Origin of the sequence: Porphyrobacter sp. MBR-155 (assembly GCF_040547625.1) — a bacterium.
In the GTDB taxonomy this organism is placed as follows: domain Bacteria; phylum Pseudomonadota; class Alphaproteobacteria; order Sphingomonadales; family Sphingomonadaceae; genus Erythrobacter.
Genome location: NZ_JBEPQB010000001.1, coordinates 338,890 through 346,763, shown reverse-complemented (window position 1 = coordinate 346,763; position 7,874 = coordinate 338,890). Strand labels below are relative to the sequence as shown.

The following is a 7,874-nucleotide window of genomic DNA, read 5'->3' as shown; positions in this document are numbered from 1 at the left end:
ATCCGGTCAACGGCACCAATTTTATCGACATGCTCGACCTGTTCCTTGACGATCCGGAGACGCAAAGCATCATCATGATCGGCGAAATCGGCGGCAGTGCCGAAGAAGAAGCCGCCGCCTTCATCAAGGCCGAGCGTGCGAAGGGCCGCGCCAAGCCGATGGTCGGCTTCATCGCCGGCCTCACCGCCCCTCCGGGCCGCCGCATGGGCCACGCTGGCGCCATCGTCAGCGGCGGTCAGGGCGGCGCGGAAGACAAGATCGCGGCGATGGAAGATGCAGGCATCCGCGTCAGCCCCTCGCCATCCGAGCTCGGCACCACGCTGGCCACGATGCTGAAAGAACTGGTTTGAAAAGATTGTGAGTCCCCGCGCAGGCGGGGGCCTCAGTCGGGGGAGTGCCATGCTGAATGAGATCCCCGCCTTCGCGGGGACTCACAAGACGGGAAACGAGACAGGTAAGTGAAAGGCGGGTTCGTCTACATCCTGACCAACAAGCCTGACGGCGTTCTCTACATCGGAGTAACCATCGACCTCGCAATGCGAATTGAACAACACCGGTTTGGTAAAGTTTCGAGCTTCACGAAAAAATACAACTGCCACCGTCTTGTCTGGTTCGAATGGTTTGATGATCTGAACGACGCGCAGCGTTTCGAACGGCGCATGAAGAAGTGGAACCGGGAATGGAAAGTGAAGCGAATCGAAACCCGCAATCCGGCGTGGGACGATCTGTCGCACACCATTCCGCACATTATATGAGCGATGTGTCGCTCTGAATCGAGGGAGGTCCCCGCCTGCGCGGGGACTCACAAGGTGCTAATATGAACAAGCCAAACGATAGCCTCATCCCCGCCTTTACCGATCAGGAAGGCCCGCAGCCCGGCCCTTCGTGGGAGCGGCGCGGGTGGCTCGATACGCTGGCCGATAGCGCATCCGATCTGACCTCCGCGATGGACCCGACCGAGATGCGGATCGCGGTGGCGAAATCCGCGAAGGACGCGGGCAAGCCTGCCGATCCCAAGGCGGTCGAAAAGGCCGCGGCGCTATCGATCGCGGCGATGCAGTTGGTGCGGCTGTATCGGGTGCGCGGGCACATGGCGGCAGATCTCGATCCGCTGGGCCTGTCGGATCGCGAAGGGCCAACCGACCTGACGCTCGAATGGCACGGGCTGGCGGGCAAGGAAAACGAAGATGTCTATGTCGGCGGCGTGCTCGGCATGGAATGGACCACGGTGGGCCAGCTCCATCAGCGGCTGCGCGAAGTCTATTGCGGCAAGGTCGGCCTTGAATACATGCATATCGCCGATACCGAGGAACGCCGGTTCCTGCAGGACAAGTTCGAAAGCCCCGGCGAAACGATCCAGTTCACCCCGCAAGGCAAGAAAGCGATCCTCGCCGCTGTGCTGCGCGGGGAGCAATACGAGGAATTCCTCGCCAAGAAATATGTCGGCACCAAGCGGTTCGGGCTGGATGGCGGCGAATCGATGATCCCGGCGCTGGAAGCCGTGATCAAGCATGGCGGCAGCGCGGGCGTGCGCGAGATTGTCTACGGCATGGCCCACCGCGGGCGCTTGAACGTGCTCGCCAACGTGATGGCCAAGCCTTACCGCGTGATCTTCCACGAATTTTCGGGCGGCAGCGCCAACCCCGATGATGTCGGCGGTTCGGGCGATGTGAAATACCACCTTGGCTCCAGCACCGACCGTGAGTTTGACGGGATCTCTGTGCACATGAGCCTGGTCGCCAACCCGTCGCATCTTGAAGCGGTCAACCCCGTGGTGCTGGGCAAAGTGCGCGCGCACCAGGTTTTCCGTGATGATCTGGCCCACGGCAAGCAGGTGCTACCGGTGCTGATCCACGGCGATGCGGCGTTTGCGGGGCAAGGCGTTGTGTGGGAAAGCATCTCGCTTTCGGGCGTGCCGGGATATGATACCGGCGGGTGCATCCACTTCATCATCAACAACCAGATCGGCTTCACCACTTCGCCCAAATTCGCGCGGTCTTCGCCCTATCCCAGCGACGTGGCCAAGGGCGTGATGGCACCGATCCTGCACGTCAACGGCGACGATCCCGAAGCGGTGACCTTCGCCTGCAAACTGGCGGTGGAATATCGCCAGACCTTCCACCGCGACGTGGTGATCGACATGTGGTGTTACCGCCGCTTTGGTCACAACGAAGGCGACGAGCCCAAGTTTACCCAGCCGTTGATGTATGATGCGATCCGCGCGCACCCCAAGGTCAGTGTCAGCTACGAAAAGCGGCTGGTTGATGAAGGCGTGGTCGAACCCGGCACGCGTGAGCGCATCGCGGGTGAATTTACCGCGCTGCTCGAAGATGAGTTCGAAGCGGGCAAGAGCTACAAACCCAACAAGGCTGACTGGTTTGCCCAGCGTTGGTCAGGGCTGAACAAGCCCGCCGATCCGGAAACCGCGCGGCGCAATGTCGAAACCGCGATCGAGCCAAAGACGCTGGAGTCGCTCGGCCGGGTGCTGACCGAAGTGCCGGATGATCTTGGCATTCACCGGACATTGGAACGCGTCATCACTGCCAAGCGTGAAATGTTCGTCAATGGCGACGGTTTCGACTGGGCCACGGCAGAAGCACTCGCTTTCGGCAGTCTGGTTATGGAAGGCTACGGCGTGCGCCTGTCCGGGCAGGATTCGGGGCGCGGCACCTTCAGCCAACGCCACGCGGTGTGGGTCGACCAGAAAACCGAACGCAAATATGTTCCGTTGAACACCCTGCCGCACGGCAAGTTCGAAGTGCACGATTCCACCCTGTCGGAATATGGTGTGCTCGGGTTCGAATACGGGTTTGCGCTGGCCGATCCCAAAACGCTGGTGCTGTGGGAAGGCCAGTTTGGCGATTTTGCCAATGGTGCGCAGATCATGATCGATCAGTTCATCGCCAGCGGCGAATCCAAATGGCTGCGCGCCAATGGTCTGGTGATGCTGTTGCCGCATGGCTACGAAGGGCAAGGGCCGGAACATTCCTCAGCGCGGCTCGAACGGTTCCTGCAATTATGCGCGGATGACAATTTGTGCGTGTGCAACATCACCACGCCCGCCAATTACTTCCACGTGTTGCGCCGCCAGATGCTGCGTTCGTTCCGCAAGCCGTTGATCATCATGAGCCCCAAGTCGCTGCTGCGCCACCCGCTGGCCAAAAGCGCGAAGGGCGATTTCACCGGCGAAACGCATTTCATGCGCATCCTGTCGGACTCCGCCACGATTGCCGATGACAAGGTGCGGCGCGTGGTGCTGTGTTCGGGCAAGGTCGCCTATGATCTGCTGGAAGCCCGCGATGCAGCGGGGATCGATGATGTGTCGATCATCCGGATCGAACAGCTGTACCCCTTCCCCGGCGATCCGCTGGCGGTGCGGCTGAAGCGGATGACCAACCTCAAAGACTTAGTCTGGTGTCAGGAAGAACCCAAGAACAATGGTTCGTGGTTCTTTGTCCAGAACCAGATCGAAGATGCGCTGACCGCCGCCGGGCATTCGGGTAAACGCCCGATCTATGCCGGGCGCAATCCGTCCGCTTCGCCCGCCACCGGGCTCGCCAGCCGTCACAAGGCCCAGCAGGAGGCATTGATTGCCGACGCGCTCGGTCTATCACAATCAGACCTTAAGTAAGGCCGCAAGGAACCACAAACATGGCCACTGAAATCACAGTCCCCGCCCTTGGCGAATCCGTCACCGAAGGCACGATTGCCGAATGGCTCAAGCAGCCCGGCGATGCAGTCGCCGCCGATGAACCCATCGTCAGCCTCGAAACCGACAAGGTCGCGGTTGACGTGCCATCGCCCGTCGCAGGCGTCATGTCCGAACACCGCGTTGCGGTGGGCGACACGGTCGAAGTTGGCGCGGTGATCGCGGTGGTGGACGAAGGCGCGACGGCATCTGCCCCCAAACCCACGCCTGCCCCGGCGACGGCCAAGACTGATACGCCCGCGCCCGCTCCGGCGGCGGCCAAGGCTGATACGGCTGCGCCCGCGCCCGCAGCGTCCGAAGAACTGCTGAACGCGGCGCAGACCCTGTCGCCAGCCGTGCGCCGCGCTGTGCTCGAACACGGGGTTGACCCCTCGACCATCAAGGGCAGCGGCAAGGATGGCCGGTTGACCAAGGAAGACGTGCTCGCCGCGGCTGAGGCGAAGGCCAAGGGCGGCACTCCCGCGCCCTCGCCCGCCCCGACCCCGGCTGCAACCCCCGCCCCAACCGGCGGCGCGCGCGGCGAAGAACGGGTCAAGATGACCCGGATGCGCCAGACCATCGCCAAGCGGTTGAAGGGCGCGCAGGAACAGGCCGCGCTGCTCACCACCTTCAACGATTGCGACATGAGCGCGGTCATGGAAGCGCGTGAGAAGTACAAGGACTTGTTCGCGAAAAAGCACGACATTCGCCTCGGCTTCATGGGCTTTTTCGCCAAGGCTGCCTGCCTTGCGCTGAAAGACGTGCCGAGCGCCAATGCCTATATCGAGGGCGATGAAATCGTCTATCACGACTATGTCGATATCTCGGTTGCGGTATCGGCGCCCAATGGGCTGGTCGTTCCCGTAATCCGCGATGCCGACAAGAAGGGCTTTGCCCGGATCGAACAGGACATTGCCGATTTCGGCGCGCGCGCGAAGGCTGGCACGCTGACGATGGACGACATGAGCGGCGGCACCTTCACCATCAGCAACGGCGGCGTGTTCGGCAGCCTGATGTCGACCCCGATCATCAACCCGCCGCAGAGCGCGGTGCTGGGCCTCCACCGCATTGAAGATCGCCCGGTCGTGCGCAATGGTCAGATCGTGATCCGCCCGATGATGTATCTGGCGCTGTCCTATGACCACCGCCTGATCGACGGGCGCGAGGCGGTAACCGCGCTCAAGATCATCAAGGAAGCGATCGAGGATCCGACGCGGATGCTGATTGATTTGTGAGCGTGTAAATCGCATCGTCACCCCAGCGAAAGCTGGGGCCTAGAGCGGCAAGCTTGACCCCCGCAGCCTGAGATCCCAGCTGTTGCTGGGATGACGGAGAAAAAAATGGCTGACCACAATTACGATTACGACGTCCTCATCATCGGTGCCGGCCCCGGCGGCTATGTCGCTGCGATCCGTGCGGCGCAGCTCGGGCTGAAGACCGCCTGTGTTGAAAGCCGCGAGACGCTGGGGGGCACCTGCCTCAATGTCGGGTGCATTCCATCCAAGGCGCTGCTGCACGGTTCGGAACTGTTCGAGGAAGCCGCAGGCGGCCACTTCGCCACATGGGGCATCACCGCCACGCCAAAGCTCGACCTCTCCAAAATGATGGCCGAAAAGACCAAGGCCGTGGGCGAGTTGACGGGGGGAATCGAATTCCTGTTCAAGAAGAACAAGGTCACATGGCTGAAAGGCCACGCCGCGTTTGAAGACGCGCATACAGTCAATGTCGGCGGCGAGAAAATCACCGCCAAGGACATCGTGATCGCCACCGGGTCGAACGTCACCCCGCTTTCTGGCGTAGAGGTCGACAATGCGGCCAAGCGGATCGTCGATTCCACCGGCGCGCTTGATCTGGACGAAGTGCCCGAACACCTCGTGGTGATCGGCGGCGGCGTGATCGGGCTTGAACTCGGCTCGGTATGGCGCAGGCTCGGCGCGAAAGTCACCGTGGTCGAATTCCTCGACCAGCTGCTCCCCGGCATGGACGGTGACGTGCGCAAGGAAGCGCAGAAAATCTTCAAGAAGCAGGGCATCGACATGATGCTCAGCCACAAGGTCACCGGCGCGAAGGTTGCTGGTAAGAAAGTCAGCCTCACCATCGAAAAATCGGCGGGCGGCGATGAACAGACCATCACCGCCAGCCATGTGCTGGTGTCGATCGGGCGGCGCCCCAATACTGATGGCCTCGCGCTCGACAAGGCGGGCCTCGCCGTCAACAAGCGCGGGCAGATCGAAATCGACCATGATTTCCGCACCTCTGTGCCCAATATCTGGGGGATCGGTGACGTGGTTCCCGGCCCGATGCTGGCGCACAAGGCCGAGGATGAAGGCATCGCGGTCGCTGAAAACATCGCGGGCCTGACCGGCATCGTGAACCACGATGTGATCCCCAGCGTCGTTTATACCGCGCCTGAAATCGCAGGCGTCGGCATCACCGAGGAAGAGGCCAAGGAACGCGGCCTTGCGGTCAAGGTCGGCAAGTTCCCAATGATGGCCAACAGCCGCGCCAAGGCCAACCGCGATACTGATGGCTTTGTGAAGGTGATCGCGGACGCCGAAACCGACCGCGTGCTGGGCGTGTGGATCATCGCCAGCCTTGCAGGCACGATGATCGCCGAGGCCGCCATCGCGATGGAATTCGGCGCGACATCCGAGGACATCGCCTACACCTGCCACGCCCACCCCACCCACGCCGAAGCGTTGAAGGAAGCAGCGATGGCAGTGACGGGCAAGCCGATCCATATGTGATTTGCCAGATGGGGTTTGCTCCCTCCTGCGGTTTTGCCTAGTCCCTGCAGCCGAGGAGAAATTTCACCCATGGCCTATCCGCAATTGACCGACAAACCCGGCGCGCTGGAAACGGCTGCTGCGATCCGGGCGGGAACACTCAGCGTTGCCGAGGCGGTGGATGCGGCGATCACGCGGGTCGAGAAATACGACAGCAGCATTGATGCGCTGGCGGTTCCGGATTTTGCGCGCGCTTACGACACCGCCAAGGCGATGGACAAACACGGCCCGCGCGCCGATCAACCGCTGTTCGGCGTGCCGATGACGATCAAGGAAAGCTTTGACATCGCGGGCCTGCCGACCACCTGGGGGCACCCGCGTTACAAGGATCAGATCGCCCCGCGCGATGCCTGGCTAGTGCGGCGGTTGAAGGCGGCGGGCGCGGTGATTATCGGCAAGACCAACGTGCCGGTAGACCTCACCGATTGGCAAAGCTTTAACCCCGTCTATGGCCGCACCTCCAACCCGCACAACGCCGAACGCTCCCCCGGCGGATCATCGGGCGGCGCAGCGGCCGCTGTGGCGAGCGGGATGGTGCCGTGCGATTATGGCACCGACATCGGCGGATCGGTGCGGGTGCCAGCGCATTTCTGCGGCGTTTGGGGGCACAAGACCACGTGGGGCCTCATCCCCAAGCATGGGCATGATCACCCCGCCATGTCGCGCCGCGATGGCTTTATCGCCGCGCATGATGGGGCCTTGTCGATCGCTGGCCCCTTGGCGCGCAACCCTGATGATCTGGCGGTGCTGACCGAAGTGGGCGCGGAGGTGCCGCTGCGCCGCCGGGCCAAGCGGCTGAAGGATTGCCGCTTGCTCGCAATCACCGCGCTGCCGAACGCGCCGGTCGATGCCAGTGTGATGCAGCCGACCGAGGCGGCGCTGGAAGCCCTCACCCGCGCTGGTGTGGTGATCGAGCGTGAGAGCGACCTTGTTCCCGATCAGTCGCAGCAATACCGCCACTATCTCAAGATGATGAACGTGGCGATGGCGCGCGGCGCGCCTGCGCCCGATGGCAAGCGTGCGAGTGCAACCGACTGGTTCGATCTGATGGACGCGCAGGCCGCCAACATGGCGCAGTGGGAAGCTCTGTTCGAAACCTACGACTTCGTCCTCGCCCCGCCCGCGCCGGTGCTGGCCGTGCCGCATAGCGACAAACCCGTGTTTCGCGGCACGCTTACCATCAACGGCGCTGAGGAACCCGGCGGCAATGCGCTCGCCTGGGCCGGGCTGGCGACCTTCCCCGGCCTGCCCGTCACCGTGCTGCCCATCGGCAGCGGCAGCTATCTGGGCGCTAACCTGCCGTGCGGAATGCAGGTGATCGGCCCGCGCTGGAGCGACCTTGATTGCATCGCCGCAGCAGCGGCCATCGGTCAGATCTTGCACGGTTGATGCAGGTTCGC

At 62.6% G+C, this 7,874-nt stretch carries 5 protein-coding genes and 1 pseudogene; all 6 read left to right on the top strand.

Translation table 11 applies throughout. The annotated features are described in order from the left end of the window. Window positions 1–350 (top strand): annotated as a pseudogene (locus ABIE62_RS01745) (succinate--CoA ligase subunit alpha); the annotation flags it as partial. A gap of 108 nt (window positions 351–458) precedes the next feature. Then, complete coding sequence (locus ABIE62_RS01740; RefSeq protein ID WP_354323011.1) at window positions 459–755, top strand: GIY-YIG nuclease family protein; 297 nt, start codon at window positions 459–461, stop codon at window positions 753–755. 62 nt (window positions 756–817) lie between these two features. Next, window positions 818–3,631, top strand: coding sequence for a 2-oxoglutarate dehydrogenase E1 component (locus tag ABIE62_RS01735; protein WP_354323009.1), 2,814 nt, complete (start codon window positions 818–820; stop codon window positions 3,629–3,631). Between the two features lie 20 nt (window positions 3,632–3,651). Further along, a complete protein-coding gene (gene odhB, locus ABIE62_RS01730; protein WP_354323007.1) occupies window positions 3,652–4,923 on the top strand; it encodes a 2-oxoglutarate dehydrogenase complex dihydrolipoyllysine-residue succinyltransferase in 1,272 nt (423 codons plus the stop codon). A gap of 105 nt (window positions 4,924–5,028) precedes the next feature. Next, window positions 5,029–6,435 carry a dihydrolipoyl dehydrogenase gene (lpdA, locus tag ABIE62_RS01725; RefSeq protein WP_354323006.1) on the top strand — a complete coding sequence of 469 codons (1,407 nt, stop codon included), beginning with the start codon at window positions 5,029–5,031 and terminating at the stop codon, window positions 6,433–6,435. A gap of 69 nt (window positions 6,436–6,504) precedes the next feature. Further along, window positions 6,505–7,863 carry an amidase family protein gene (locus ABIE62_RS01720; RefSeq protein WP_354323005.1) on the top strand — a complete coding sequence of 453 codons (1,359 nt, stop codon included), beginning with the start codon at window positions 6,505–6,507 and terminating at the stop codon, window positions 7,861–7,863. The last annotated feature ends 11 nt before the right edge of the window (window positions 7,864–7,874 follow it).

Bases quoted from the DNA above. Each gene is read 5' to 3' on its own strand.
- ABIE62_RS01735 (WP_354323009.1), top strand. From the start codon at position 818: ATGAACAAGCCAAACGATAGCCTCATCCCCGCCTTTACCGATCAGGAA.
- odhB (WP_354323007.1), top strand. From the start codon at position 3,652: ATGGCCACTGAAATCACAGTCCCCGCCCTTGGCGAATCCGTCACCGAA.
- lpdA (WP_354323006.1), top strand. From the start codon at position 5,029: ATGGCTGACCACAATTACGATTACGACGTCCTCATCATCGGTGCCGGC.
- ABIE62_RS01720 (WP_354323005.1), top strand. From the start codon at position 6,505: ATGGCCTATCCGCAATTGACCGACAAACCCGGCGCGCTGGAAACGGCT.